The sequence below is a fragment of the Gordonia sp. NPDC003424 genome, from assembly GCF_053588655.1.
In genome coordinates this window covers 22949-49124 of record NZ_JBSFQJ010000011.1, presented here as the reverse complement: position 1 = coordinate 49124, position 26176 = coordinate 22949, and the positions used below count along the sequence as shown (strand labels likewise).

The window sequence follows — 26176 nt, the reverse complement described above, 5'->3', positions numbered from 1 at the left end:
ACCCGGCATTGTCACAGTCGTCGGCTCGTCATTGCTACCGGTTGTCGGGTCACAGTTCCGCAACGACTGCCGGGCCTCAGGCGAAGTGCACGATGCTGATCGCGCCCGCCACCAGACAGTAGATCACGAAGGGATACAGGCTCCGGGAGTGGAACCACCGCGCCAGAAACGCGACGGCGACCAGCGCCGCACCGAAGGCGCACACCGATCCGACGATCACCTGACCGCCGATGCCGTGGCCCTCGGGACCGAACAGCTCCGGGATCTTCAGCAGTCCCGCGGCCAGGATGACCGGGGTGGCCAGCAGGAACGCGAACTTCGCGGAGTCCTCGTGATCGAGCCGGGACAGCAGTCCGGCGGAGATGGTGGCCCCGGATCGCGAGATGCCCGGAAACAGCGCCAGGATCTGCGCACTGCCGATCACCGCCCCGTCACGCAAGGACAACCCGGGGATCGGACGGTCGCTGCGGTCCCGACGATGTCGGCCGCCGTCGTCGTGCCCGGCGATCTGCCAGCGCCGCAGCAGTTCCGCGGCCAACAACACAAAGCCGTTGAGAAACAGGAAGATAGCCGCGGCCAGCGGCGTGGCGAACACCACCCGCAGCGGCTTCTCGAGGAGTAGTCCGACGACGCCGACCGGAATGGTGCCCGCGATGATCAGCCAGCCCAGGCGCGCGTCGTCGGAGTCGATCCGCCGCCGTCGGATCGACGAGATGAGGCCCGCGATGATCCGCACCCAATCGCGTCGGTAGAACAGGACGAGCGCGAGTGCGGTCGCCACGTGCAGCGCGACGATGAACGCGAGAAATGGCGTGTGGCCGACGCTGTTCGACTGGGTGACCAACGTCTCCCAGGACCCGCCGATCCACGCGGGCAGCAAGATCGAATGCCCGAGGCTCGACACCGGGAACAACTCGGTCACGCCCTGCAACAGCCCCATCACGACCGCCTGCGGGTAGGTCAGATCGCTCATCGGCGATGCCGCTCGTCACTGGTGATCACGGCCGCCACCGTAGCGGAAACCGTTGCGGCACGCCCTAATCCGACAAGTCGGACGCCTCGAACAGCGTGTGCCGGCGGCCGGATCCCGCTGTTCGGTCCTGCCGCGCGAGGCGATGGCCGAGCCACGACGGCTCCGCCCTCGTCGCCCGTGCTCAGCTCTCGACGGGCCGCTGCCCGGGCAGCATCCCCCGCTCGATCCGCTTCTCGACGTCGCTCTTGATGTAGGCGATGTACACCCAGACGCAGCCGAAGATCACCCCGATGACCGCGATCGACCAATGCAGGAAGCCGCCCGCAATGACGAACAGCTGCAGGATCAGGTCGAGTTTGATCGCGTAGGGGCGGCCCTGCATCCCGGCGGCGACGATGTGCGCGAGGATCACCAGACCGAGGTAGCCACCGGAGAGCCAGGTGATGCCGCCGCCGATCTTGGCGACGATGGGGAACGCCAACCCGAGCACGATGACCTCCAGGATCAGCGTGCCCGCCATGACGCCACGCAACCCTTTCCAGGGGTCGTTCGTCGGTGGGGTGAACCGGGTCGATTCGGTCATGACGGCTCCTTGCCGAACAGGGTGCGGGCCGCGCCCGCGGTGACCACCGATCCCGTGATCACCACGCCCGCACCGGATACCGGCTCACCGTCGGACTCCTCGGCCAGGCCGATCGCGGTCTCGACCGCGTCGGGCAGGAACGGCTTGAGCACCACGCGGTCCTCACCGTAGATCGGCAGCGCGATCTCGGCGAGACTCTCGGTGTCCATTGCGCGGGGCGATCCGTTGTTCGTGAGGACGACGATGTCGAGCACGGGTTCGAGGGCCTCGAGGACACCCTCGACGTCCTTGTCGCCCAGCACACCGATCACCCCGACCAGTCGACGGAAGTCGAACTCCTCGGTCAGCGCCTGCGCGAGAGCCATTGCGCCGTGCGGATTGTGCGCGGCGTCGAGGAACACGGTCGGCGCGCTGCGCACCCGCTCGAGCCGGCCGGGGCTCGTCACCGATGCGAAACCCGCACGGATCGCGTCGATGTCGAGCTGGCGGTCGGCTCCGGCACCGAAGAACGCCTCGACCGCGGCCAGCGCGAGGGATGCGTTGGCGGCCTGGTGCGCTCCGTGCAGCGGCAGGAAGATCTCGTCGTAGATGCCGCCGAGCCCTTGGAGACGGAGCAGCTGCCCACCCACCGCGGTCACCGAATCCAGCACCGCGAACTCCGAGTTCTGGCGGGCCACAACGGTTCCCGATTCGACGGTCTGCCGCAGCAGCACGTCGAGCACTTCGGACTCCTGGTTGGCGATGATCGTCACCGGGTCGATCGGCACGAGGTCGTCGGTGCGGGCGGCCTTGATGATCCCCGCCTTCTCCCCCGCGATCGCCGCCAGCGAATCACCCAGGTAGTCGGCGTGATCCATGGCGATCGGCGTGATCACCGCGACCGTCGCGTCGACGACGTTGGTCGCGTCCCACCGGCCGCCCATCCCGGTCTCCACCACCGCGACGTCGACCGGCGCCTCCGCGAAGGCCGCGTAGGACATGGCGACGAGCACCTCGAACTTGCTCATGCGCGGACCACCGGCGGCGGTCGACGAGTCGTCGACCATGGTGATGTACGGCTCGAGCTCGCGATAGGTGTCGATGTAGGTGCGCGCGCTGATCGGCTTGCCGTCCACCGAGATCCGCTCGGTGACGCGCTGCAGGTGCGGGCTGGTGATCCGGCCGGTACGACGGTGCAGCGCGATGAGCAGCGCGTCGATCATCCGGGTCACCGATGTCTTGCCGTTGGTGCCCGCGATGTGGATCGCCGGATAGTTGCGCTGCGGCGAGCCCAGCAGGTCCATCAGGAGATTGATGCGCGTCAACGACGGCTCGATCTTGGTCTCCGGCCAGCGGGTGTCGAGTTCGGCCTCGACCTCGACAAGCTCGGCCAGCGAGGCGGCGTCGTCGGCCGGCGAGGCGGCGTCGTCGCGCGAGGCGGCGTCGTCGCGCGAGGCGGCGTCGTCGTGCGACGCGGCGTCGTCGGCCGGCGTGGAAGCGTCGTCCTCGTCGTCGGCCCACCGGTCACCGGTGGTGACGGTCTCACCAGTCCCGCCGAGCAGATCCGCCAGGTCCGCGGATTCGACGCCGTCGAACACCGATGGTCGGGCCTCGTCGAAGCCGTCATCCCCGAGGTGATCCCGATCGAGGTCGTCGACGTCCTCGTCGTCGAAGCCGCCGTGTCCGAGATCGCGCGGACTCACGCGCTTCCCAGCGCCGCGAGAGCGGCGGTGAGCCGCTCGACCTCTTCGGTGGCCACCTGCTGGCGGCTGCGGATCTTGGCGACCACTTTCTCCGGGGCTTTGGCGAGGAATTGCTCGTTGCCGAGTTTGCCGGTGGTCTGGGCGAGTTCCTTCTCGGCCGCCGTGAGGTCCTTGGCCAGCCGCTTGCGTTCCGCAGCCACGTCGACGGTCCCGGAGGTGTCGATGCGCACGGTGACCGTCGCCGACGACAACCGCACGTCGATGGTCGCGGTGGCGGCGAAGCCGTCGTCGGCGCCCTCGAGACGTGCCAGCGAATCGAGGTAGGCGCGCGACGCCGTCAGTCCCGCGTCGTCGAGTCCGTCGACCTCGGCGGCAACCCGCTGTCCCGGCCGCAGTCCCTGGTCGCTGCGGAAGCGACGCACCTCGGTGATGAGGCGCTGCAGATCGTCGATGTGTTGTGCGGCCGCGGTGTCGACGGCCGCCTCGGTGATCTCGGGCCAGTCGGCGACGACCAGCGACTCGCCGCCGGTCAGCGCCTTCCACAGCACCTCGGTGACAAACGGCATCACCGGCGCCAGCAGCCGCAGAAGCTCGTCGAGCACCGTTCCCAAGACCACCGACGTTGCCCGCGAACGACTTTCGTCGTTCTCGGCGAACTGCACCTTCGCCAGCTCGAGGTACCAGTCGCACACCTCGTCCCACGCGAAGTGGTAGAGCGCCTCACACGCCTTGGAGAACTCGTACGACTCGAAGCCGGCGTCCACCTCGGCACGCACCTGCGCGAGCCGGTCCAGGATCCATCGGTCGGCCTCGGTCAGGTCCGCGCGGTCCGGCAGTGCGCCGCAGACGGCCCCGTTCATCATGGCGAACTTCGTCGCGTTGTAGAGCTTGGTCGCGAAGTTACGCGACGACGACGCGTGGTCCTCGCCGACCGAGATGTCGCTGCCGGGATTGGCGCCACGGGCCAGGGTGAACCGCAGCGCGTCGGCGCCGAAACGTTCCACCCAGTCCAGCGGGTCGATGCCGTTGCCGCGCGACTTGGACATCTTGCGGCCGTGCTCGTCACGCACCAGACCGTGCAGGAACAGGTCACCGAACGGCACCTTCTTGTCGTCGCCGAGCTGCGGGCCGACGTAGGTGCCGAACATCATCATCCGGGCCACCCAAAAGAACAGGATGTCGTATCCGGTAACGAGAACCGATGTGGGATAGAACTTTTCGAGATCGGTGGTCTTTTCCGGCCAGCCGAGGGTGGAAAACGGCCACAGACCCGACGAGAACCACGTGTCGAGCACGTCGGTCTCCTGGGTGTACCCGGCCGGCGGCTCCTCCTCGGGTCCGACGCACACCACCTCGCCGTCGGGTCCGTACCAGATCGGGATGCGATGCCCCCACCACAGCTGACGCGAAATGCACCAGTCGTGCATGTCGTCGACCCAGGCGAACCAGCGCGGCTCCATGGATTTCGGGTGGATGACGGTGTCGCCGTTGCGCACGGCGTCACCGGCGGCCTGCGCGAGGGAGGCCACCTCGACCCACCACTGCATCGACAGTCGCGGTTCGATCGGTTCGCCGGTGCGCTCGGAGTGTCCGACGCTGTGCAGGTAGGGCCGGACCTCCTTGACGATGCGCCCCTGCTCGGCGAGTGCCTCACGGACCTTGACACGCGCTTCGAAACGGTCCATGCCGTCGAATTGTGTTCCGGTGTAGGCGATCCGGGCCTCGTCATCCATGATCGTCGGCATCGGCAGGTTGTGCCGCTGCCCGATCGCGAAGTCGTTCGGGTCGTGCGCCGGCGTGATCTTCACTGCGCCGCTACCGAATTCGGGATCGACGTAGTCGTCGGCGACGACCGGGATGGTGCGGTCCACGAACGGATGAGCGAGCTCGGTGCCGATCAGGTGCGTGTAGCGCTCGTCGTCGGGATGCACCGCGATCGCGGTGTCGCCGAGCATCGTCTCCATCCGGGTGGTGGCCACGACGATGTGCGGCTCGGCATCGTTGAGGCTGCCGTAGCGGAAGCTGACCAGTTCCCCTTCGACATCGGCGTAGCTGACCTCGATATCGCTGATGGCGGTCTTGAGCACCGGCGACCAGTTGACGAGCCGCTCGGCCCGGTAGATGAGGCCGTCGTCGAACATCTGCTTGAACACGGTGTGCACGGCGCGGGACAGACCCTCGTCCATGGTGAAGCGTTCGCGGCTCCAGTCGACGCTGTCGCCCAGGCGCCGCATCTGCTCACCGATGTTGCCGCCGATCTCGGCCTTCTCGGCCCAGACCCGGTCGATGAAGCCGTCGCGCCCGAGGTCGTCGCGGGTCAGTCCCTCGGTGGCGAGTTTGCGCTCGACCATCGTCTGCATGGCGATGGCCGCGTGATCCATGCCGGGCAGCCACAGGACCTCGTAGCCCTGCATCCGCCGGCGACGCGACAGCGCGTCCATCAGCACGTGCTCGTACGCGTGCCCCATGTGCAGGGAGCCGTTCACGTTGGGCGGCGGGATGACGATGGAGAACGCGGGCTTGTCGCTGGTCGCGTCGGCGGTGAAATAGCCGGCATCCACCCAGCCCTGATACAGGCGACCCTCGTGTTCGGCAGGGTCCCAGGACTTCGGGAGTTCGCGGGTGGGATCGGGTGTCGTCACACAGGCGATTTTAGTGAATGCCGATCGTCACACGTGCAGCCGGTGCAGGTCCTCGGGGGCGTTGACGTTGGTCAGCCAGTCGGGCCGGCTCACCGCCACCCGGTGGGTCGTCACCGCGTCGAGCACCGCGAGCATCCGTCGCTCACCGGCGGCCGTCAGCTCGGCGACGACCGGCGCCACATCCGTGCGGTAGAGCGCGGCCATCGGGTGGTCGCGCTGAGTGTCGTTGGCGATGACGGCCTGCGTCGACGGCGTCACGCCGCGCAGCAACTCCTCGACGAGTTCGGTGGAGATGAGCGGCATGTCGGTGGCGCAGACGAAGGCCCACGTCGCTCCCCCGGCACCGGCCGCCGCCAGCCCCGCCGCAAGCCCGGCCAGCGGCCCGTTCCCCGGCTCCTCGTCGGTGACCCAGGTGGCCTCCGGTCCCCCGGTGCCGAACAGGCCCTGATAGGCCGCGGACTCTTCGGGCGCCACCACGTACACCGGTTGACAGCGTTCGCCCACGATGCGCACGACCCGCGCCAGCAACGGCTCCCCGTCCCAGTCCATCGCCGCCTTGTCGGTCCCCATGCGGACGGAACGTCCGCCCGCCAGCACGATTCCGGCGACCTGCTCTGCATCCTGTTGCGTCATGGGTCCAGTGTCGACGAACATCCCGCGCCGCGTCCCCGGTTCGGCGATGGTTCGTCCCCCCGAAATACGTTCGTCCCCCGCACGCATGCGGGGACGAACACAATTCGGGGGGAGGAACCGCGGTAGACGCGGTCGACGGAACTACGCGCTCTTGTCGCGCCGCTCGGAGCGGCTCTCCTTGCGGGGCACGATTGTCGGAAGGACGTTGTCGCGCACCGTTTCTCCCGTCACGACGACCTTCTCGACGTCGTCGCGGCTGGGGATGTCGTACATCACCGGCAGCAGCACTTCCTCCATGATCGCGCGCAGACCGCGCGCGCCGGTGCCGCGATGGATCGCCTGATCGGCGACCGCCTCGAGCGCGTCGGTGGTGAACTCGAGTTCGACGTTGTCCATCTCGAACAGCTTGGTGTACTGCTTGACCAGCGCGTTCTTCGGCTGCGACAGGATCGACACCAGCGATTCCTTGTCCAGGTTCGTCACCGACGCGACCACCGGCAGACGCCCGATGAACTCCGGGATCAGACCGAACTTGATGAGGTCCTCGGGCATCACCTCGGCGAAGTGATCGGTGGTGTCGACGTCGTCGCGGCTGGCGACCTCGTTGCCGAAACCGATGCCGCGCTTGCCGATTCGCTCCGACACGATCTTCTCGAGGCCGGCGAAGGCACCGGCGACGATGAACAGCACGTTGGTGGTGTCGATCTGGATGAACTCCTGATGCGGATGCTTGCGCCCGCCCTGCGGCGGCACCGACGCCTGCGTGCCCTCGAGGATCTTCAGCAGCGCCTGCTGCACACCCTCACCGGAGACGTCGCGGGTGATCGACGGGTTCTCGCTCTTGCGGGCGATCTTGTCGACCTCGTCGATGTAGATGATGCCGGTCTCGGCCCGCTTGACGTCGTAGTCGGCGGCCTGAATGAGCTTGAGCAGGATGTTCTCGACGTCCTCGCCGACGTAGCCGGCCTCGGTGAGCGCGGTGGCGTCGGCGATGGCGAACGGCACGTTCAGCATCTTGGCGAGGGTCTGCGCGAGGTAGGTCTTGCCGCAGCCGGTCGGGCCGAGCATCAGGATGTTCGACTTGGCCAGCTCGACGGTCTCACCGGTGCGCGAGTCCTTCTTCTCCCCGGCCTGGATGCGCTTGTAGTGGTTGTAGACGGCGACGGCGAGGGTCCGCTTGGCGGTGTCCTGGCCGATGACGTAGTTCTCCAGGAAGTCGCGGATCTCGGCGGGCTTGGGCAACTCGTCGAGTTTCACGTCGCCGTTCTCGGCGAGCTCCTCCTCGATGATCTCGTTGCACAGGTCGATGCACTCGTCGCAGATGTACACGCCGGGCCCGGCGATCAGCTTCTTGACCTGCTTCTGACTCTTTCCGCAGAAAGAGCACTTCAGCAGATCGCCACCGTCTCCGATTCGTGCCATCGCCAGCTGTACCTTCCTTGTTGCTCGGTCGTCCCGCCGGACCGTGGTGTCCGCGGGCACCCGGGCATGGATCACCGATCGACACCGGCTCATCCAATACTCCGACGGTACCCGCGTGCCGCTCGAACTTCGACCGATAAGCGCAAATGTCGCGCCTCTAGTTTATCGGTCGCCGCCCGCTTTGCAGTTGTTGTCACGCCCTGCACGTGCCGCCGGGGGCGACATCGATGACGCAGAAGTCAAGGATGACCCTTGGCGACGACGTTGAGCACGCACATCGACCGGCGTGTCGAGGCCGATGCGCGCGCCGCGCGGTCAGGATGCCGCGTGCTTCAACGACTTCTTGCGGTACTCGAACACCTCGTCCACGATGCCGTACTCCTTGGCCTGCGCGGCGGTGAGGATGTTGTCGCGGTCGGTGTCCTTGCGGATCTTCGCCGGGTCCTGACCGGTGTGGTTCGCGAGGATCTCGTCGAGCCGGTTGCGGATGCGCTCGATCTCCGCCGCCTGGATCTCGAGGTCGGAGACCTGGCCCTGGTAGGCGCCGCCGGTCCGCGGCTGATGGATGAGGATCGTCGCGTTCGGCAGGGCGGCGCGCTTGCCTGGGGTGCCACCGGCCAGCAGGATCGCGGCGGCCGACGCGGCCTCGCCGAGGCACACGGTGACGATGTCGCAGTGCACGTACTGCATGGTGTCGTAGATCGCGAGCATGTCCGGGACGCTGCCACCGGGCGAGTTGATGTACATGGTGATGTCGCGGTCGGGATCCTGCGATTCGAGCACCAGCAGCTGGGCCATCACGTCGTTGGCGACGGTCTGGTCGATCGGCGTGCCGACGAACACGATGCGCTCCTCGAAGAGCTTCGCGTACGGGTCGTACTGGCGCTGCCCGTTCGGGGTGTGCTCGATGAACTGCGGCAGGATGTAGCGCGCCTCGATGTTCTTCATCGCGACCGCCGAGGCCGGGATGCCGGCGGCGACGTCGGCGGGCAGTGACTCGAGAGAGTAGGTCATCTGGTTACTCCGTTGCTCTGGAAGTCGTGGGTCGGGTGGCCGGGAGGATCAGGACGCCGGGGTGACCGACGCGCGCGTCACGACGTGGTCGACGAGTCCGTAGTCCTTGGCCTGGTCCGCGGTGAACCACTTGTCGCGGTCGGCGTCGGCCTCGATCTTCTCGAGCGTCTGCCCGGTGTGCAGCGCGTTGAGCTCGTTCATCTGCTTCTTGGTGGCGGCGAACTGCTCGGCCTGGATGGCGATGTCGGCCGCGGTACCGCCGATACCCGCCGACGGCTGATGCATCATCACGCGGCAGTGCGGCAGCGCATGCCGCTTGCCCTTGGCGCCGGCCGTCAGCAGGAACTGGCCCATCGACGCGGCCATGCCCATCGCGTAGGTCGCGACGTCGCACTCGGCGAGCTGCATGGTGTCGAAGATGGCCATGCCCGCGGTCACCGATCCGCCCGGCGAGTTGATGTACAGGTTGATGTCGCGGGTGGGATCCTCGGCGGCAAGCAGCAAGATCTGCGCGCACAGCCGATTGGCGATGTCGTCGTCGACCTGGGTGCCGAGGAAGATGATGCGCTCACGCAGCAGGCGTTCGAACACCGAATCGGTCAGGTTCAGCCCGGCCGCTCCCGAACTCAGGGTTGGTGTGTGGATGGTCGGCTCACTCACGGTTCCTACCTTTGCCTGTCGTGGTGACATGCGGCGCGGGGCCGCGTCAACCGGTTTCGGGGACTTCCTGTCATGTCGTTCGATGCCCGCTCGCCGATGGTCCTCACCAGGGCCACCGAGCCGCCGGGCGTCGTGACGTCCTCACCGACACTAACCAATGCCGGGGTGCGGACAGTCCTGTTGGCACCCCTATTCGCTGAGAGCAGAACGGCCGGTGCGGGCAGCGCCCGGCACCGGCCGTCTCCCAACGGTGGGGGTTCCGATCAGTTCTCGGTGTTGTCGTCGGACGCCTCGGCGTCGGCCTCGGCGGCCTCCACCGTGTCGGTGTCCTCGTCCTCGGCGGCCTCGTCATCGGCACCGCCGAAGAACTCGGAGGTGTCAACCGCGTCGCCGTTGTTGTCGGTGACGGTCACGTCGCCGACGATCCCGGCGAGCGCCTTGCCACGACGGACGTCGGCGTAGACCGCGCCGACCTGGTTGGCCTGGGTCAGCTGCGAGATGAAGTCCTGCGGCTGCATGCCGTACCGCTGAGCCTGGAACAGGATCTGCTGGGTCAGCTCGTCCTGGCTGACCTCGGTCTCGGCGGCATCGGCGATGGCGTCGAGCAGCAGCTGGGTCTTGACCGACTTCTCGGCGGCCTCCCGGGCCTCGGTGTCCCACTCCTCGCGGGTCTTGCCCTGCGCCTCGAGGAACTTCGCGACCTGCTCGTCGTCGTGACCGAGCGCGTGGATGATCTGGTGCTGCTGGCCTTCCACCTCGTCGGCGACGACCTTCTCCGGCAACGGGATCTCGACGGTCTCCAGCAGCTGCTCGAGCACCTTGTCGCGGATGGCGTTGGCCTGTTCGATCTTCTTGGAGTCCTTGACGCGGTCGGCGAGGCTCGCACGCAGCTCGTCGACGGTGTCGAACTCGCTGGCCATCTGCGCGAACTCGTCGTCGAGCTCGGGCAGCTCGCGCTCCTTGACCGAGTTCACGGTCACGGTGACCTGGGCTTCCTTGCCCGCATGCTCGCCGGCGACGAGCGTGGTGGTGAACTCCTTGGTGTCGCCGTCGGTCAGACCGACGAGGGCCTCGTCGAGACCGTCGATCAGATCCCCCGCGCCGACCTCGTGGGACAGGCCCTCGGTCGAAGCCTCCTCGACGGCCTCGCCGTCGACGGTGGCGGCCAGGTCGATCGAGACCATGTCGCCGTCCTGGGCGCCGCGCTCGACGCCCTTCAGGGTGCCGAAGCGGGCACGCAGACCCTCCAGCTGCTCATCGACCGCGTCATCGTCGATCTCGATGGCGTCGACCTGCACCGACAAGGTGGAGAAATCGGGCAGTTCGATGTCGGGACGGACGTCGACCTCGGCGGTGAAGGTGACCGGGCTGCCGTAGACGAGCTCGGCCAGGTCGATCTCCGGCTGCCCGAGGGCCTTGGTCTCGGTCTCGTCGACGGCCTGCGAGTACTTCGCCGGCAGGACATCGTTGACCACCTGCGCAAGGATCGAATCGCGACCGACGCGCGCCTCGATCAGCTTGGCCGGCGCCTTGCCCGGACGGAAACCCGGAATCCGGATCTGCTGGGCCAGCGTCTTGTAGGTCCGGTCGAACTCGCCCGACAGTTCCTCGAACGGGACCTCGACATTGAGCTTGACCCGGGTCGGGCTCAGCTGCTCGACGGTGCTCTTCACGCCTCGTGCTCCTTACATCTGCATCTCTGCATCGACAAACGTTCTCTCGCCTGCGTCACTTCGCCAGTGGTCGGGATGACAGGATTTGAACCTGCGACCCTCCGCTCCCAAAGCGGATGCGCTACCAAGCTGCGCCACATCCCGGTCGGCCCTCCGGCCGCGCACGCCGGGGCGAACACGCAGAGCAGAGCCAACAGACGATAGTACGTGGCAGCCCTGCAACCACCTAAACCGGGACGACCGTCGGGGTGATTTCTTGGATCGGCCGGTCACCGGGTACAGTCGTCAAGCGCATGCGCCACCGGGGTCGAAGACGCCGGCGGTCGCGCCACGCGGGTGTAGCTCAATGGTAGAGCCCTAGTCTTCCAAACTAGCTACGCGGGTTCGATTCCCGTCACCCGCTCTCCCAGGTCAGAGGGTGTTTTCACCCTCTGACCTTTTGCTTTGCGGCACGGCCGAGCGCCGAGGGCACCCGGCACGGGCGGTCGCGCTTCCTGTGATGCGCGCCACACGCGGCGTAGGGTGAGGTCATGTCCTCCAGCCATACGAAAAGCCAGCGCAAATGCCCCAGCTGTGGGGCGAATCTGTACGTCCGCAAGGACGTCGCCCACTCCGACGACGGACCTGGGCGCGTCGACGTGATGCTCGTGTGCCGGGACGAGGCGTGCTCCGAGCCCGCCCGACACCTGCGCACGGAGCATCCGCAGCCCGCCTGAGACGCCGCCGCATCGCCACGACGACGCGGAACACATGATTCTCCTCACCCCCGCCGCCGATTGCTTTTCGGGCCGGGTCGTTCATCATTGGTAACGAGCGCCCGACAACGCCGCGGGGAGCGGCCTGTTGCGACGCCGGCACATTTCAAGTGCGGCCATCCGTGGGGGGAAGAATGCATTTCAGAAGGCGTCATGTCCGTGTCCTGGTGACCGCGATCGCGGCGCTGACGCTGGTCGGCGGATCCACCGTCGTGGGAGGCGGCCTCGCCCGAGCGGAACCCGTGTCGTTGCCGACGCCGCTGCCCGACACCTTCTACTCGCCGCCGAAGAACATCGCCGCATATGAACCCGGCGCCATCATCGAGTCCCGGGCTCGTGCCAATCCGCCCGCATTCTTCGACGTGCGGACCTTCCAACTCAAGTTCCGGTCGACCGACAGCCAGGGCAAACCGATCGCCGCGGTGACCACACTGCTGGTCCCCAACCACAAGCGTCCCAACGGGCCGTTGCTGACGTTTCAGCACATCATCAACGCGACCGGCCTGGAATGCGCGCCGTCGCAGGCGCTGTGGACCCAGGACCCGAACCTCACGATCCGCGAGGCGCCCGCGCTGAATGTTGTTCTCCAGCAAGGCTGGACGGTCGCGATCCCCGATCATCTCGGACCTCGCAGCTCGTATGGCGCCGCGAAACTGGGCGGACAGATCGCACTCGACGGGATTCGCGCCGCCCAGCGGTTCGCGCCCGCGGGGGTGGCCCACAGTTCGGTCGGCATGGCCGGCTACTCCGGTGGTGGCATGGCGACGGCCTGGGCCGCCGCGCTGGCCCGCACCTACGCACCGGAACTGCACATCGTCGGCGCCGCGTACGGCGGGGTCCCGATGAACCTCATCAAGATGGCCGAAGGACTCGGCTACGCCAATCCCCATCCGGCCTTCGGTCTGGCGTTCGCGGCGGCCATCGGACTGTCCCGCGAGTATCCCGCCCAGATCCCGATGCTGAGGTATCTGTCGCCGCTCGGCTGGCAGATGTACCTGGGCATGCGTAACGCCTGCACGAACGACATCCTGCGGCTGGGCGCCGGGCACGACGCCCAACAGGTGTCGACCGGCGGCCGGGCCATCTTCGACGATCCCACCGCCCGACGGGTCGTCGAGGAGAACAGCCTCTCGCTGTATCCCGGCATCCCGTCGATGCCCGTCTTCGAGTGGCACAGTCCCACCGACGTGCTAATCCCCGTGTCCTCGATCGACTACACGCTGAACCGCTATTGCCGTGCCGGCGCCCGGATCGAGCGGCTGCGCACCCCGGCGCCGGACCATCTGTCGGCCGCGGTGATCGGCATGCTCCCGGCTCTGCGGTATCTCTCCGACCGGTTCGCTCAGCTCCCGGCGCCGAGCAATTGCTGAGACTGTGACTGTTGTCACAGCGAGTGGGTCGGGAGTCCCGCCGACCCCGCTCACCACGAGGTTCGGCGTCGCGCCCGGCCGGTGCCGCGGGCGTTGTGTGTCGTCGAGGCGGCGACCTTTGGCCCAAAGGCAACGTTTGTGTAACGATGGTTGCGCGCTCCCGGGGGTGCGCTTCAGTAACCCAAACTTGTAAAGGTTATCTCCGTGCTGACAACGAAGCCTTGTCGTCGTGCCCGTCGTGGCGCGACCCGTCGGGTCGTGGCCGCCGTCATCGGTGTGCTCGCCGTGATGCTCGCGCTGCCCGTCGCGGCGAGCGCGACGCCGATCACCGTGATCCCCGGCCTCCCGCCGATCACCCTGCCGGACGGCGTGATCCCGGAGATCCCCGGCGTGCCGACCCCGCCGGCGCCGAAGCCGACACCCAAGCCCACCCCGAAGCCTGCCCCGGAGACCACGCAGAACCCGGGTGTCCCCGCGGTGCCGAACGTGCCGACGTCCACCGGCTGGGTCGCCCTGGCGCAGGACTCGTCGCACCAGATCTTCTGGTACCGCAACGGTCAGTTCGTCAAGCAGATGCCGATCTCGATGGGCTCGGCGGCGCACCCGACCCCGAACGGCGTGTACCACACCAAGGAGAAGTACCGCGACATGTACATGGATTCGTCCACGTACGGTGTGCCGGTCGACTCCGCCGAGGGTTACCGCACCTACGTCGAGTACGCGACCCGCATGTCCTGGGACGGCATCTTCATCCACGCCGCACCGTGGTCGGTCGCCCAGCAGGGCTCGAGCAACGTGAGCCACGGCTGCATCAACGTGAGCACTTCCAACGGCAAGTGGGTGTACGACACCATCCCGCAGGGCACGCCGATCGTGGTGCGCGGCACCGTCGGTGGCGCCTACCAGGGCACGTAGTCACCGCACCGATACTCAGCACGAAGGGCCCGTCCGTCGGACGGGCCCTTCGTCGTCTCCCACCGTTCCATGAAGCGCCCTCGCGAACGCCCTTTGACGAGCCCGTTCCTCGCCTACCAGGGACACCGGGGTGTCTCCCACCGCTCCCTGAAGCGCACGAGCGTGAGGTCACCGGGGCGTCTCCCCCAACCGGCCCCTAAGGCGCCCTCGAGCCGCCACGCGCCTACGACCGTCGCTCGTTCCTCGCTTGCTCTGGACCCGCGAGGCAACCCGACGGGTCAGTGCAGCACCGGCGTGCCCTCGTCGAGGTCGAGACGTTTACCCTGCGCGCGGACCCGGGCGATCGCGCGCATCTTGTTCGACGCGTCAAGCGCGGCCACCTTGTAGCCCTCGGCCAGCGTCGGGTAGTTGAACACGGCGTCGACGAGGTAGTCGATGGTGCCGCCGAGGCCCATCACCGTCTGTCCGATGTGCACGAGTTCGGCGGCGTTGCTGCCGAAGGCGTGGACGCCCAGCAGGGTGCGCTCCTCGGCGTGGACGAGCAGTTTCAGCAGTCCGTAGGAGTCGCCCATGATGGCGCCGCGCGCCAGTTCGCGGTAGCGCGCCACCCCCACCTCGAACGGCACGTTCGCCGCGGTCAGGTGTTCCTCGGTCTGTCCGACGTAGCTGAGTTCGGGGATCGCGTAGATGCCGATGGGCTGCAGATGATCGTCGGAATTGCCGACCGGCTCTTCGAACGCGTGGTAGACGGCGCGGCGCCCCTGCTCCATCGACGTCGCGGCGAGCGCGGGGAACCCGATGATGTCGCCGACGGCGAAGATGTGGCCCACCTCGGTGCGGAACTGTTCGTCGACCTTCAGCCGGCCGCGCGCGTCGGCGGTCAGCCCCGCGGCCTCGACCTTCAGTTCGTCCGAAACCCCCTGTCGCCCAGCTGAATACAAGACAGTGTCGGCGGGGATCTTCTTCCCCGATTCGAGCAGGGTGAGGGTGCCCGACGGATGCCGTTCGACGGTGTGCACCGTCTCCCCGAAGCGGAAGGTCACCCCGCGCTCCCGGAGTTGGTACTGCAGCGCCTCGACGATCTCGCGGTCGCAGAAGTCGAGCATCGCCGGACGCTGTTCGATGACGGTCACCTTGGTTCCGAGCGCGGCGAACATGGAGGCGTACTCGATGCCGATCACGCCCGCCCCGACGACGACCATCGACGCCGGGACCCGTTCCATGTCCAGGATCTGATCCGAGTCGACGACCGTGTGGCCGTCGAACTCCACCGTTGACGGCCGCGCCGGACGTGTGCCCACCGCGATCACGAAGTGGTCGGCGGTCACCCGCTTCAGATCGCCGGTGGCATCCTCGACGGCGATCTCGTGGGGCGACACGAAGTACGCGCTGCCGATGAGCATGGTGACCCCGTTGCGGGACAGCTGGCTGGCGATGACGTCGATCTCTTTGCCGACCACGTGCATGGTGCGGGCGGAGAGGTCGGTGACCGTGATGTCGGATTTCAGGCGGTACGACTGGCCGTACAGCTCGCGCTGGTTGAGCCCGGTGAGGTAGAGGACCGCTTCGCGCAGCGTTTTCGACGGAATGGTGCCGGTGTTGATGCAGACGCCGCCGACCATGTCCCGACGCTCGACGATCGCGGCACGCTTCCCGAGTTTTGCGGCCGCGATGGCAGCCTTCTGTCCGGCCGGGCCGGAACCGATCACGACGACATCGAAGTTCTCCACGATGGCAAGTGTCGCCTATCGGTGGAGGTCAAACGGCGTGAGATGCACAGTGTTCCACGGGATGTAACACTCCGGAAGCATATGGTCGGTCGCGCCGCATGAACGTCGCGCACACCTGCATCCACGCGGCGAGATCCTGGCAGCCGGTGGTGTCCGGGTCGGTCCGTGACCTGCGCCGGTACGGTTCGCCGGCATAGGACGTGTGCCGCCCGCCGTGCCGGTTGTGTATCACCACGCCGCGCCACCGGATCACCGTCGGCAGATACCCCGTCACCTCTCGCGCCGCCGAGTGCAGACGGCCGATGTCGCGCCGGACCTGCGACAACCCGATCGAGGTCCGCCCGGCGTTCTGAAAGGTGTTCTTCCGCAACACCATCCACATCTGCCGCAGCCATTCACGAGGTCGCCCCAGGGCCATCGACGACGTGAGGTCGGCGACGTCCCGGATGACGGAGTCCGCGCCGGCGTTGCAGATAACGTCGTCGGCGGCACCCACCCAGTGGGCGGCGAGACCTGGCGGCAACTGTTCTCCCGGCCCGGCGACACCCCACCCGTCGCAGCCCGCGACCACCCCGGGCGGCTGGTGGGGGTCGGCGATGAAACCGACCGCCATCACGTGCTCGAGGAGCGGGCTTCTCGTCCGGTCCAGTTCGTGGAGCAGAGACCGGATCACCACTGCGCCCTGCGAGTAGCCGATGAGCATGACGGGTCCGGTCGTGCGGTGCAGTGCGGCCCCCAGCTGTCGCATCCCGGCGACGAGGCTGCGGCGGTAGCTCATGCCGTCGGCGCGCGGCGTCGGGCCGTAGCTCGCCGGATATCCGACCCAGCGACAGACGAAGCGGGCGTCGAGGCAGTCCGTGACACCGGCCAGCAGACCCGTCACGTCGGTCCGGTCGTCACCGTCGAAGGATTCACCGGTGCCACCCACCACCAGCACGGTGATCCACTCGTCCGGGTGCGCCTCGACCTCCATGACCCCAGGATGCTGACGCCAGGTGTGAAATCGTGTGGGCCGTGCTGAGGTTTCGCTGTGAGGTCTCGCCTCGCTGAAGGGCAAGCCTTTCAGCGCTGGCAGACCGGGCACCAGTAGAGGTTGCGTCCGTCCAGTTCGGCCGTCGTGATGGCGGTCCCGCAGATCCGGCACGGTTCCCCGGCACGACGGTAGACGTAGGTGCGCGGCCGGTCCGCGGCATACGACGGTGCGCCGTGATCGTGGTCGGCCCGCACCACGTGAATTCGGCCGCGCCGCACCCCGATTCGCATCAATTCGACGAGATCGGTCCAGATGCCGTCGAATTCGTCGGCGGTGATCGACCGCCCCTCGCGGTACGGGTCGATCCCGGCGCGGAACAACACCTCCGCTCGGTAGACGTTGCCGACGCCGGCCATCACACGCTGGTCCATCAGCAGGGCGCCGACCGGGCGCTTCGAGCGGGAGATCGCGCGGAATGCCGCCGACGGATCGGCGTCACGCCGCAGCGGGTCCGGACCGATCCGCGCCACGAGCGCGTCGAGGTCGGCCGGGGTGAACAGTTCACAGGCCGTCGGTCCCCGCAGTTCGGCGCCCATCTCGGTGCCTTCGATGCGCATCCGCACCTGTCCGACGGGCTCGCCCAACGGCATCGGCGATTCGGTGAACGTGCCGTACAGCCCGAGATGGATGTGGACCATGCGCCGCCGGGCACGATCCCCGTAGTGCTGGACGAGATGTTTCCCCCACGCCTCGGCCTTGGCGAAGACCAGTCCGTCGACGGCGGCGGCGCCCTCGGCGAACCGCCCCTGCGGGCTGGTCACCCGAACGATCTGACCACCGAAAAGGCGTTGCTGTCGACGTGCGAGGCGGTGGAGGGTATGGCCTTCGGGCACGGGTCCGGTGGAGCCGCCGCGCCGAGGTCAGTTCTGGTCGGGAACCGGCGGTGCCTCGTGCGTGCGTTCGTACTCGGCGAGGATGTCGATCCGCCGCTGATGGCGGGGTTCCTCCGACCACGGGGTGGAGACGAACGCGTCGACGATCGCGAGCGCCTCGTCGGTGGAGTGCATCCGGCCGCCGATCCCGATGAGCTGGGCATTGTTGTGCTGCCGCGCCAGCTGTGCGGTCTCCACGCTCCAGGCCAGCGCGCAGCGGGCACCCGGTACCTTGTTGGCCGCGATCTGTTCGCCATTTCCGCTGCCGCCCAGCACGATTCCCAGGCTGCCCGGATCGGCGACGGTCTTGGCGGCGGCGGCGATGCAGAACGCCGGATAGTCGTCGGCGGCGTCGTAGACGTGGGCGCCGCAATCGACGACCTCATGCCCCGCGGCCCTCAGGTGATCGGCGATCTGGTTCTTGATTTCGAATCCGGCATGGTCGGCACCGAGGTAGACACGCATGGCGCCACTATAGATTGGTCGGGTGGACGCTCAATCGCCGATCCCCAATGTGCCCGGTGTGACCGACCCGGCCTTCGGTGTCGAGGACGCGGCGACGGCCGCGGGCACCGTCGGTTATTGGTTGCCGCCGGCCCGGTTCGCCCTGGAACCGAGACGGCATCCGTGGGAGATACCGATGCTCGTCGTCGTCATCCTGCTGACCCTGCTCGTGTATGCGGTGATCGTGCTCCTGGTGCTGACCGGCGAGTTCAGCGACTACTTCCTGACCCTGCTCGCGGCCCCGCTGCTGTTGCTGTTCCTGCGCGGCGTCGTGTACGCGCAACCGCGGGTCAACGGCGTCCAGATGACCCCGAGCCAGTTCCCGGAGGGCCACCGCATGGTGGTGGAGGCCGCGGCCCGGTACGGATTGGAGTACGTCCCCGATGCCTACGTGGTGCTCGGCAACGGCCAGATCAACGCGATGGCGTCCGGGCACGGATTCCGGCGCTACGTCATCGTCTACTCGGATCTGTTCGAGATCGGCGGGCGCGCCCGGGACCCGCAGGCACTCGAATTCGTGATCGGCCACGAGGTGGGGCACATCGCGGCCGGGCACACCTCGTACTGGCGACAACTCGCGACGGTGGTCGGATTGAACATCCCGGTCATCGGATCGGCGCTGTCCCGCGCGCAGGAGTACACGGCCGACAACTTCGGCTATTACACGCGGCCGGCCGGCGCCCCCGGCACGATCGGGGTGCTGGCGGCCGGCAAGTACATGCTGTCGGGTGTCGACTTCGATCAGTTCGCCGACCGCGCCACCCATGAGACCGGCTTCTTCACGTGGGCGGTCAACGCGTTGGCCTCCCACCCGGTCCTCACCTGGCGGGCCGCCGCACTCCGCGACCGCACCCGCCCCGGTGCGATGCTCTTCCGGCCGAAGACGATCGTCCGCGGCGTCGGCAGCGGGAACGTGATACCGATCCCGCCGCCCGCCCATCCGGCGGCCATCCCGCCCGGGGTGCTGCCCAACGGATTGGGGATGCCACCGCGCATCTGACCCCCGCGATCACATCGGCGTTCCCGACACGGGTGCCGGTGTGCCACCGTCAGGGACGGAACGCGCGAAAGCGCACCGCCCACTCGTTGACGTCCACGGTGGCATCGGCGAAACCGGCCGCCAGCAGCCGCTCGGCGAGCGTGTCCGGCGGGACCGGTACGCACACGTCACCCCGGTGGAACTCGCGGAATTCGTCCGAGTCGAGATTGTCCGAACCGGCGAAGACACCACCCGGCGCGAGGAGTCGGTGGGCCTCGGCGAACAACGCGTCCTGCAGGTCTCGCGATGGCACGTGATGCAGCATCGTCATACAGACGACGGAGGTGAACTCCCCGTCGGCCATTCCGGTGCGGGTCGCATCGGCCTCGACGACCCGAACGCCCGACGTATCGGCGAACTTGGCCCGCAATCGCGCCGCCAGATCCGGATCGATCTCGACGGCGACGAGCGAGGTGGCACGCTCGGCCAGCACCGTCGTCGTCGCTCCCGGCCCCGGACCGAACTCGACGGTCCGGATGCCGAGATCGATGCCCTCGAGGGTCCACGGCACGATCCATCGGCGGATCGCGTCGGCCCATTCATCGCTGGCGCACAGCGCGAGATGATCGGGATTCATCTCATCAGTCGAACTCGGGTGCCTCGGTGCGCGAACGCTTCAGCTCGTAGAAGTGCGGGTACGACGCCAACGCGACGGCCCCGTCCCACACGGTGCCGGCGGTCTCGCCTCGCGGAATCCGGGACAGCACCGGACCGAAGAACGCCGCGCCGTTGACGTGGATCGTGGGAGTGCCGACGTCGTCGCCGACCTTGTCCATGCCCTCGTGGTGGCTGGTGCGGATCGCGTCGTCGAACTCGGTGGAATCGGCCGCTTTCGCGAGTTCCGGGTCGAGGTCGAGTTCGGCGAGCGATTCGACGATGACCTGATCGAGGTCCTTCACCTGCTTGTTGTGGATCAGGGTGCCCATCGCGGTGTAGAGGGGATCGAGGATCTCGTCGCCCTTCTGCGCGGCCGCCGCGGCGACGACCCGGACGGGGCGCCAGGCGGCGGCGAGGCGCGCGCGGTAATCGTCCGGGATGTCCTTGTCCTCGTTGAGCACGGCCAGGCTCATGAGATGAAAGTTGACGTCGATGTCGCGGACCATCTCCGCCTCGAGAATCCAGCGCGAGGTGATCCAGCACCATGGGCACAGCGGGTCGAACCAGAAATCCACACGATCTTTCGTCGACATCCATTCGTCCTTTCGTTAGTTCCGGGCGCAAAAGGCACACCACCGTATTACAACTCCGTATGCGTCTCGTTGATTCCGACCACGGTCGGACACCACTACAGTGGGTGAACGTGACTGCTCCGAACCTCACGAGGGACCAAGCACGCGCACGTGCCGCCACCCTCGACGTCAGCAACTACACCATCGACCTCGATCTGACCGACGGCTCCGGCAAACCCGGCGCCAAAACCTTCCGCTCGGTCACCACGGTGACCTTCACCGCCACCGAGGGCACCGACAGCTTCATCGACCTCGTCGCACCCACGCTGATCTCGGCCACCCTCAACGGCACCGACCTCGACGTCAGCGACTTCGACGAGTCGGTCGGCATCCCGCTCCCCGGACTCGCCGCCGACAACACCCTCACCGTGGTCGCCGACTGCGCGTACTCCAACACCGGCGAGGGTCTGCACCGGTTCGCCGATCAGAGCGACGATTCGGTCTACCTGTACTCCCAGTTCGAAACCGCGGACGCCAAGCGCATGTTCGCCTGCTTCGACCAGCCGGATCTCAAGGCGACCTACACCATCACGGTGACCGCTCCCGAGGACTGGAAGGTCATCTCCAACGCGGCGGTGGTCAACGACCTCAAGGCCGAGCCGGGCGTGCACCGCTTCCGTGAGACCCCGGTGCTGAGTACGTATCTGGTGGCGCTCATCGCCGGCCCGTACACCGAGTGGACCGACACCTACACCGACGATCACGGCACCATTCCGCTCGGCATCTACTGCCGTGCATCGCTGGCCGAGCACATGGATGCCGAACGCCTGTTCACCGAGACCAAACAGGGATTCGCTTTCTACCACAACAACTTCGGCGTCCCTTACGCGTTCGGCAAGTACGACCAGCTGTTCGTGCCGGAGTTCAACGCCGGCGCGATGGAGAACGCCGGCGCCGTCACCTTCCTCGAGGACTACGTCTTCCGGTCCCGCGTCACCAAGTACCTCTACGAGCGTCGCGCCGAGACCGTGCTGCACGAGATGGCACACATGTGGTTCGGCGATCTCGTCACCATGCAGTGGTGGGATGACCTGTGGCTCAACGAATCCTTCGCCACCTTCGCGTCCGTGCTGTGCCAGTCGGAGGCCACCGAGTACGTCAACGCGTGGACCACCTTCGCCAACGTCGAGAAGTCCTGGGCCTACCGACAGGATCAGCTGCCGTCGACCCACCCGGTGGCCGCCGACATCCCGGACATCGCTGCGGTCGAGGTCAACTTCGACGGCATCACCTACGCCAAGGGTGCGTCGGTGCTCAAGCAGTTGGTGGCTTATGTCGGCCTCGAGGACTTCCTGTCCGGTCTGCGCGACTACTTCTCCGCGCACCAGTTCGGGAACGCGACGTTCTCGGATCTGCTTGCCGCGCTGGAGAAGTCGTCGGGCCGCGACCTCTCGGACTGGGGCAGCCAGTGGCTTAAGACCACCGGCATCAACGTGATGCGCCCCGACTTCGAACTCGACTCCGACGGCAAGTTCACCCGCTTCACCGTCGTGCAGGACGGCGCCGCCCCGGGTGCCGGCGAGACGCGCGTGCACCGGCTGAAGGTGGGCGTCTACGACGACAACGGTGCGGGCAAGCTCGAACGGGTCCACAGTGTCGAGCTCGACGTCGAGGGTGAGCGCACCGACGTCGACAAGCTGGTCGGAGTGGGACGCGGGAAGCTCGTCATCATCAACGACGACGACCTCACCTACGCGTCGGTGCGGCTCGACGCCGAGTCGCTCGCGACCGCGACCGCGCGGATCGGCGACATCACCGATCCGATGCCTCGAACCCTGGTGTGGTCGGCGACGTGGGAGATGACCCGGCAAGCCGAGATGGCCGCCCGCGACTTCGCCGCACTGGTGCAGCGCGGTATCGCCGCCGAGTCCGAAATCGGTGTGGTGCAACGGGTTCTGATGCAGGCCTCGAGCGCGATCGAGGCCTACGCCGAACCCGGCTGGGCGGCGGAGACCGGCCGGCCCGCGTTCAGCGCCCGGCTCCTGGAGCTGGCCCGCGCCGCGGACGCCGGATCGGATCACCAGCTCGCCTTCGTCAACACCCTGCTCGCCGGCAAGGTCAACGACGATCAGATTCCGGTCATCCAGGGTCTGCTCGACGGCGACGATCCCGCCGATCACGGGCTCGCGGGCCTGGTCGTCGACACCGACATGCGGTGGAAGCTGGTGCGTGCACTGGCATCTGCCGGAGCCATCGACACGGAGTTCGGTTCGACCCCGGTGATCGACGCCGAGGAGAAGCGCGACAACAGTGCCGCCGGTACGCGGCAGGCCGCCGCGGCCCGGGCATCCCGTCCGCTGGCCGAAGCGAAGGCCGACACGTGGGCGAAGGCCATCGATGACGACTCGCTGTCGAACATCTTCACCCGCACCATGATCGAGGGTTTCGCCCGGCCGGGGCAGGGTGATCTGCTCACCGAGTACATCGCGAAGTACTTCGAGGCCATCCCCGAGGTGTGGGCGCGACGGTCGAGCGAGGTCGCGCAGACCGTCGTCGTCGGGCTGTACCCGCACTGGGCCGTCAACGACGCCGGCCTCGCCGCCGCCGACGAGTTCCTGGCCGGCGACCACCCTCCCGCCCTGAAACGCCTTGTCTCCGAAGGCCGCGACACGGTCGCCCGATCGCTGCGCGCGAGGGAGTTCGACGCCTCACGGTGATCCGCCCGGAGAGTCCGCCTCTCGCTGGTCTGCGTGACCCGCGAGAGACTCCTCCTCGCTGGTCTACGTGACCGGCGAGAGACTCCTCCCCGCTGGTCTGCGTGACCCGCGAGAGACTCCTCCTCGCTGGTCTACGTGACCGGCGAGAGACTCCTCCCCGCTGGTCTGCGTGACCGGGGAGAGACTCCTCCCCCGCTGGTCTACGTGACCGGGGAGAGACTCCTCCCCGCTGGTCTACGTGACCGGGCGAGAGACTCCTCCCCGCTGGTCGAGTAAGCGCTCCTCGCTGATCCGGCGAGAGGCTCCTCCCCGCTGCTCTACGTGACCGGCGAGAGGCTCCTCCCCGCTGGTCGAGTAAGCGACCGAGCGAAGCGAGGCCGCGCATCGAGACCCCCCTCAGCGCACCCGCCACTGGTAGCGGACCCGCGGCCGCCCGGCCTTGCCGTATTCGGTGACACGTTCCACGGTGCCGTCGTCGGCGAGGCGTTCGAGGTAACGCCACGCGGTCACCCGCGAGGAACCCAGCGCCGCAGCGACTTCCGAGGCGGTGAGGCCGCCGTCGCTGTCCCGGATGGCTCGCGCGATGGCGTCCTCGGTCTCGGGAGCCGCGCCCTTCTTCGCGGTACGTCGGGTATCCGAGGTGCGCAGTTCGGCAAGCGCGCGGTCCACCTCGCGCTGGCTGACCGCGTCCGTCCCATCGGCAAGCGCGTCGCGGTAGCCCAGGTACTGCCGGATCTTCTCGGCGAACGCACCAAAGGTGAACGGCTTCAACAAATAGAGCAGTACGCCGTGGGACATCGCGCTGCGCACGGTGGCCAGATCGCGCTGAGCGGTGATCGCGATGATGTCCGGCCCGGGCTGGACGCCGGACAACGCGGCCGCGAGGTCGACGCCCCGCGCATCCGGCAGACCCAGGTCCAGCAGCACCAGGTCGATCGGGTTTCCCTCCGACGCCGAGCGCGTCGCGACGCGCACCGCCTGCTGTGCGGTGCCGACCGCACCGACGACCTCGAAACCGCCCAGTCTGGCGAGATATTCGCGATGTGCCTCGGCGATGAGCGGTTCGTCCTCGACGATGAGCACGCGGATCATCGGTTCTCCTCCTGCGTTGCTCCGTCGATCACGACAGTGACCACCGATCCGTAGGTGTTCTCCGCCGTGAGTCTGCCGTGATGGCGCGCCACCACCTGCGCGACCAGCGCCAGCCCGAGGCCCCGGCCGGCGGCGTCACCACCCTCTTTTGTGGACCAGCCGCGAATCTGGGCCTGCCGGAACAACTCCGGTTCCATTCCGGCTCCGCTGTCGGCGACGATGACCTCCAGGTGTGTGGCATCTCCGGTCACCGTGACCTCCACCCAGGGATCGTCCGGATCGCACGCGTCGAGCGCGTTGTCGATCAGGTTGCCCACGACGGTGATCATCTCACCCGCCGAAAGCAGTTGTGTGGCGTCATCTCCCAGTTGGGTGTCCTCGGTGAGGGTCAGCGCCACGCCCCGCTCGGAGGCCTGCGCCGTCTTGCCGAGCAGCAGCGCGGCCAACGCGGGCTCGTTCACCGCCTCGGTCATCCGATCGATGAGTCGTTGCGAGACTTCGAGTTCCGTGGTGGCGAGATGAGCGGCCTCGTCACCACGGCCCATCTCGATCAGCGCGATGATGGTGTGCAGGCGGTTGGCCGTCTCGTGCGCCTGGGAGCGCAGCGCCTCGGCGAACCGGGTCATCGAGTCCAATTCCCCCATCGCCTCGGCCAATTCGGTGCGATCCCGGATGGTGACGACGGCGGCATCGCGCTCCCCGGCCACCGGCGAGCGGCTGACCAACAGCGTGCGCCCGCCCTGCACGTACAGCGCGTCGACCACTGATTCCCTTCCGGTGGTGAGGAACTCCGGTAACACGACGGATTCCTCCGGGTCGGCCCGGTCCTCGGTCAGCAGGCGTTTCGCCTCGTCGTTGACCAGCGCGACCTGCCCGCCCTCGGTGACGACGAGGCCCTCGCGCACCGAATGGAGCACGGCGTCGTGATGTTCGTACATCAGCCGCAGTTCGTCGGGCGCGAGTCCACCCGTCTGGCCCAATAGCCGGCGCCGGACCAGCCACAGTCCCAACGTTGCCGTGAGGAGCGCGGCGACAGCGATCGCGACGATCAGCGGGAGCTGCGCCAACCAGCTGGCGGTCAGGGTCTCGAGGGTGATGCCGGCGGCCACCATGCCCACGATCCGTCCGTCGGTACTGCGTACCGGCGCGATCGTGCGGATCGACGGCCCCAGGGTACCGGTGTAGGTCTCGGTGTAGACCTGACCGCGCAGTGCCTCCTCCATCGATCCGAGATACTTCCGTCCGATCAGTGCCGGCGTCGTGTGGGTGTAGCGCGTGCCCTGCGGATTCATGATCGTGATGAACGCGATCCCGGTCGCCTGCCGCACCTGCTCGGTGACCGGCTGCAGCACCGCGGTGGGGTTGGGTCCCTCCAGCGCCACCGCGGTCGACGGCGAGTCGGCGAGACTGACCGCGACCGCGGTGGTCTCCTCGCGTGCCGCGCGGTTGCCGTCGACCCGCGCATCGATCGCGGCCAGCACGCTGCCGGCGACGACGATCACCGCGACCAGCACCAGCAGCCATGCCACCGCCTGACCGGCGAGGCTGCGGGGCGCAACCCTGCGCATGATCGCCTCCCATCCCGGCACTCGCAGCCGACGCGTTCACTGAACGAAATGAACTCAACGGTGACCCGAATCACCTCTACACCCAACAATCCATACACCGTCACATCTCGATCCCACGCGACGACGCCAC

Annotated in this window: 22 protein-coding genes and 2 tRNA genes; 6 read left to right on the top strand and 18 right to left on the bottom strand. The window is 67.5% G+C overall.

Features of this window, described 5'->3' with window-relative positions:
* Positions 1 to 76: 76 nt before the first annotated feature.
* The 10 genes from ACWDTI_RS16835 to ACWDTI_RS16790 all read right to left on the bottom strand — a co-directional run bounded on the left by ACWDTI_RS16835 (position 77) and on the right by ACWDTI_RS16790 (position 11426).
* Positions 77 to 973, bottom strand: a complete 897-nt coding sequence (locus tag ACWDTI_RS16835; protein ID WP_449739247.1) for an undecaprenyl-diphosphate phosphatase — start codon at positions 971 to 973, stop codon at positions 77 to 79.
* 181 nt (positions 974 to 1154) lie between these two features.
* A complete protein-coding gene (locus ACWDTI_RS16830; RefSeq protein WP_449739246.1) occupies positions 1155 to 1556 on the bottom strand; it encodes a DUF4233 domain-containing protein in 402 nt (133 codons plus the stop codon).
* A complete protein-coding gene (gene folC, locus ACWDTI_RS16825; protein WP_449739374.1) occupies positions 1553 to 2929 on the bottom strand; it encodes a bifunctional tetrahydrofolate synthase/dihydrofolate synthase in 1377 nt (458 codons plus the stop codon). The genes ACWDTI_RS16830 and folC overlap by 4 nt, the downstream gene beginning before the upstream one ends.
* Before the next feature lie 305 nt (positions 2930 to 3234).
* Positions 3235 to 5880 carry a valine--tRNA ligase gene (locus ACWDTI_RS16820; protein ID WP_449739245.1) on the bottom strand — a complete coding sequence of 882 codons (2646 nt, stop codon included), beginning with the start codon at positions 5878 to 5880 and terminating at the stop codon, positions 3235 to 3237.
* 27 nt (positions 5881 to 5907) lie between these two features.
* Positions 5908 to 6513: a molybdenum cofactor guanylyltransferase gene (locus ACWDTI_RS16815; RefSeq protein WP_449739244.1), complete on the bottom strand. Its 606-nt coding sequence runs from the start codon at positions 6511 to 6513 to the stop codon at positions 5908 to 5910.
* 141 nt (positions 6514 to 6654) lie between these two features.
* Positions 6655 to 7935, bottom strand: coding sequence for an ATP-dependent Clp protease ATP-binding subunit ClpX (gene clpX, locus ACWDTI_RS16810; protein ID WP_449739243.1), 1281 nt, complete (start codon positions 7933 to 7935; stop codon positions 6655 to 6657).
* Between the two features lie 315 nt (positions 7936 to 8250).
* Entirely contained in the window at positions 8251 to 8949 is a 699-nt protein-coding gene (locus tag ACWDTI_RS16805; RefSeq protein ID WP_449739242.1) for an ATP-dependent Clp protease proteolytic subunit, read from the bottom strand.
* Between the two features lie 48 nt (positions 8950 to 8997).
* The gene (locus ACWDTI_RS16800; RefSeq protein WP_449739241.1) at positions 8998 to 9609 is read right to left on the bottom strand and encodes an ATP-dependent Clp protease proteolytic subunit; all 612 of its coding nucleotides are present in this window, start codon (positions 9607 to 9609) and stop codon (positions 8998 to 9000) included.
* A 263-nt stretch (positions 9610 to 9872) separates the two neighbouring features.
* Positions 9873 to 11282 (bottom strand): trigger factor, encoded by a 1410-nt coding sequence (gene tig, locus ACWDTI_RS16795; protein ID WP_449739240.1) that lies wholly within the window; start codon positions 11280 to 11282, stop codon positions 9873 to 9875.
* A gap of 67 nt (positions 11283 to 11349) precedes the next feature.
* Positions 11350 to 11426, bottom strand: a tRNA-Pro gene (locus tag ACWDTI_RS16790).
* 188 nt (positions 11427 to 11614) lie between these two features.
* On the opposite strand from ACWDTI_RS16790, the gene ACWDTI_RS16785 reads away from it, so the two are divergent.
* The 4 genes from ACWDTI_RS16785 to ACWDTI_RS16770 all read left to right on the top strand — a co-directional run bounded on the left by ACWDTI_RS16785 (position 11615) and on the right by ACWDTI_RS16770 (position 14322).
* Positions 11615 to 11685, top strand: a tRNA-Gly gene (locus ACWDTI_RS16785).
* A gap of 127 nt (positions 11686 to 11812) precedes the next feature.
* The gene (locus ACWDTI_RS16780) at positions 11813 to 11998 is read left to right on the top strand and encodes a hypothetical protein (protein ID WP_449739239.1); all 186 of its coding nucleotides are present in this window, start codon (positions 11813 to 11815) and stop codon (positions 11996 to 11998) included.
* A gap of 173 nt (positions 11999 to 12171) precedes the next feature.
* On the top strand, positions 12172 to 13407 hold the full coding sequence (locus ACWDTI_RS16775; RefSeq protein WP_449739238.1) for a lipase family protein: 1236 nt from the start codon (positions 12172 to 12174) through the stop codon (positions 13405 to 13407).
* 204 nt (positions 13408 to 13611) lie between these two features.
* Positions 13612 to 14322, top strand: coding sequence for a L,D-transpeptidase (locus tag ACWDTI_RS16770; RefSeq protein WP_449739237.1), 711 nt, complete (start codon positions 13612 to 13614; stop codon positions 14320 to 14322).
* Between the two features lie 278 nt (positions 14323 to 14600).
* On the opposite strand, the gene sthA is transcribed toward ACWDTI_RS16770, so the two are convergent.
* The 4 genes from sthA to ACWDTI_RS16750 form a co-directional block, all read right to left on the bottom strand.
* Positions 14601 to 16052 carry a Si-specific NAD(P)(+) transhydrogenase gene (gene sthA / locus ACWDTI_RS16765; protein WP_449739236.1) on the bottom strand — a complete coding sequence of 484 codons (1452 nt, stop codon included), beginning with the start codon at positions 16050 to 16052 and terminating at the stop codon, positions 14601 to 14603.
* A 28-nt stretch (positions 16053 to 16080) separates the two neighbouring features.
* A complete protein-coding gene (locus tag ACWDTI_RS16760) occupies positions 16081 to 17025 on the bottom strand; it encodes a PE-PPE domain-containing protein (protein ID WP_449739235.1) in 945 nt (314 codons plus the stop codon).
* 89 nt (positions 17026 to 17114) lie between these two features.
* Entirely contained in the window at positions 17115 to 17918 is an 804-nt protein-coding gene (locus ACWDTI_RS16755) for an Fpg/Nei family DNA glycosylase (protein ID WP_449739234.1), read from the bottom strand.
* A 27-nt stretch (positions 17919 to 17945) separates the two neighbouring features.
* Positions 17946 to 18422, bottom strand: coding sequence for a ribose-5-phosphate isomerase (locus ACWDTI_RS16750; protein ID WP_449739233.1), 477 nt, complete (start codon positions 18420 to 18422; stop codon positions 17946 to 17948).
* A gap of 22 nt (positions 18423 to 18444) precedes the next feature.
* Between ACWDTI_RS16750 and ACWDTI_RS16745 the strand changes: the two genes are divergently transcribed.
* Complete coding sequence (locus ACWDTI_RS16745) at positions 18445 to 19461, top strand: M48 family metallopeptidase (RefSeq protein ID WP_449739232.1); 1017 nt, start codon at positions 18445 to 18447, stop codon at positions 19459 to 19461.
* 49 nt (positions 19462 to 19510) lie between these two features.
* On the opposite strand, the gene ACWDTI_RS16740 is transcribed toward ACWDTI_RS16745, so the two are convergent.
* Both ACWDTI_RS16740 and ACWDTI_RS16735 read right to left on the bottom strand, forming a co-directional pair.
* Entirely contained in the window at positions 19511 to 20077 is a 567-nt protein-coding gene (locus tag ACWDTI_RS16740; protein ID WP_449739231.1) for a class I SAM-dependent methyltransferase, read from the bottom strand.
* 4 nt (positions 20078 to 20081) lie between these two features.
* The gene (locus ACWDTI_RS16735; protein WP_449739230.1) at positions 20082 to 20690 is read right to left on the bottom strand and encodes a mycothiol-dependent nitroreductase Rv2466c family protein; all 609 of its coding nucleotides are present in this window, start codon (positions 20688 to 20690) and stop codon (positions 20082 to 20084) included.
* A 110-nt stretch (positions 20691 to 20800) separates the two neighbouring features.
* Between ACWDTI_RS16735 and pepN the strand changes: the two genes are divergently transcribed.
* Positions 20801 to 23386: an aminopeptidase N gene (pepN, locus tag ACWDTI_RS16730; protein ID WP_449739229.1), complete on the top strand. Its 2586-nt coding sequence runs from the start codon at positions 20801 to 20803 to the stop codon at positions 23384 to 23386.
* A 396-nt stretch (positions 23387 to 23782) separates the two neighbouring features.
* Here the strand turns inward: pepN and ACWDTI_RS16725 are convergent, their stop codons facing one another.
* Complete coding sequence (locus ACWDTI_RS16725; RefSeq protein ID WP_449739228.1) at positions 23783 to 24478, bottom strand: response regulator; 696 nt, start codon at positions 24476 to 24478, stop codon at positions 23783 to 23785.
* On the bottom strand, positions 24475 to 26046 hold the full coding sequence (locus ACWDTI_RS16720; RefSeq protein WP_449739227.1) for a sensor histidine kinase: 1572 nt from the start codon (positions 26044 to 26046) through the stop codon (positions 24475 to 24477). Before ACWDTI_RS16720 ends, ACWDTI_RS16725 begins: the two co-directional genes overlap by 4 nt.
* Positions 26047 to 26176: the final 130 nt, after the last annotated feature.